The sequence below is a fragment of the Microcystis sp. M53603_WE2 genome (genome assembly GCF_030065435.1).
Map to the genome: position 1 here is coordinate 1 of NZ_JASJFF010000219.1, position 1,902 is coordinate 1,902.

The window sequence follows — 1,902 nt, forward strand, 5'->3', positions numbered from 1 at the left end:
AATAGCGATTAAAATGAATGATATGTTAATTAATGATTTTGTGATTATTCCCCTAGTTCATCGTGCCGATGTGGTGGCAATTAGCAATAGTTTGTCGGGGTTTGAATTAACTCCCTGGGATAGAAATACTTGGAACATCAAGGACTGGAAGCGTAGTAAATAAATGCTCAAATATTTTCTGATAAGATTATTATTTTCGATTCCCACTCTTTTAGCTATTAGTATGGTGGTTTTTGGCATTTTGGCCCTAGCGCCGGGGGATCCGATGGGGGAATTTGCAGCTAATCCCGCTATCACCGAAGCGGTGCGAGAAAATATTCGCAAAAGTCTCGGATTAGATCAACCGCTTCCCGTGCGTTATGTCAAGTGGTTGTTAGCATTTCTTCAAGGAGATATGGGCTATTCTTTCACCAGTCGCAGCCCGGTTTTTACCCTCATTTGGCAGCGTTTACCCACAACTCTCTGGATTGTCGGTATTGCCTATATTTTCGGGGTTTTAATCGCTTTTCCTTTGGGCGTAATTTCAGCAGTCAAGCGCTATTCTTGGTTAGACAAAATCATCTCTACTTTTTCGATGCTTGGCTTTTCTTTACCCACCTTTGTGACGGGATTATTATTAATTATTATCTTTAGTGTGCAGTTAAACTGGCTACCATCTTTTTATAACAGTACCCTAGAAATTAGCGATTTTAATAGTTTGATCGAGCAGGTTAAACAGTCAATTATGCCCGTAACTGTATTAAGCTTATATCAAGGGGCGATGTTGATGCGTTTCGTGCGTTCTTCCGTAACCGAAGAAATTCACCAAGAGTACGTTAAAACTGCCTTAGCCAAGGGACTAACTAATTTTTCTGTCCTCACTAAGCATATAGTTCGCAATGCTTTAATTCCCGTTGTCACCCTGATTGCTCTTGATATTCCCTCAATTTTTACTGGAGCTTTAGTCACAGAACAAGTGTTTCGTGTGCCGGGTATCGGTGCTTTATTAATTGATTCTATTTCCCGCAGTGATACCCCCGTAGTGATGGCGATTACCTTTATCTATGGGATTTTAATTGTTATCTTTAACTTAATTGCCGATTTAACCTATAGTTGGCTCGATCCGCGAGTCAGATATTAACTATGAACATCATGCGATCCTTACACACGGGGATTTTAGTCACCGATCTAGAAAAAGCCGTTAACTTTTACGAAAATGTTCTAGGATTGACTAGAATTGATCGCCCTTTTCAATACGATGGGGTTTGGTATCAAGTGGGAGATTATCAAATTCATTTAATTGTCGATACCAATTATCAAAACTACCGTCCCAATCCCCAAAAATGGGGACGCAATCCTCATATTGCCTTCGCTATTGATGACGTGGCGGCCATGGGTAACTATCTAGAAAGTCAAGGTTATACAATTCAAATGAGTGCCTCGGGTAGAAAGGCCTTATTTGTCAGTGATCCCGATGGTAATATCCTAGAAATGAGCCAAATTTAGCCTGAAAAATTCCCCGATATGTTAGACCAATTACAGACTCAACTCTATCACCTTGAACAATACGCCGATCGCTTAGTGACTTCCCAACTAACTCACCTTAGTTTTGTCAGTATTGCCGTGATTTTTCTAGCCGGTTTACTCACCAGTCTTACCCCCTGTATGCTGTCGATGTTGCCGATTACCGTCGCTTATATCGGGGGTTACGAAAATCAAGGTCGTTTAGCGGCTTTTTGGCAGTCCACATGGTTTTCCCTGGGATTAGCCACCACCTTAGCGGGATTGGGACTAATTGCCGCTACTTTAGGAAAAGTCTATGGACAGGTGGGGATCGGTTTACCAATTATCGTCAGTGCGATCGCTATTTTCATGGGGTTAAACCTCTTGGAATTATTACCCCTGCGCTTCCCCTCCCTTGGC

3 protein-coding genes are annotated in these 1,902 nt (G+C 41.7%); all 3 read left to right on the top strand.

Annotated elements, in window-relative coordinates; genetic code table 11:
• The first annotated feature begins 163 nt into the window (after positions 1-163).
• Entirely contained in the window at positions 164-1,120 is a 957-nt protein-coding gene (locus PX481_RS04740) for an ABC transporter permease (protein WP_002757065.1), read from the top strand.
• Positions 1,121-1,122: 2 nt separating this feature from the next.
• Positions 1,123-1,485 (top strand): VOC family protein, encoded by a 363-nt coding sequence (locus PX481_RS04745; RefSeq protein WP_004158968.1) that lies wholly within the window; start codon positions 1,123-1,125, stop codon positions 1,483-1,485.
• Between the two features lie 18 nt (positions 1,486-1,503).
• On the top strand, positions 1,504-1,902 hold a 399-nt coding region (locus PX481_RS04750), incomplete at its 3' end, for a cytochrome c biogenesis CcdA family protein (RefSeq protein WP_288093819.1).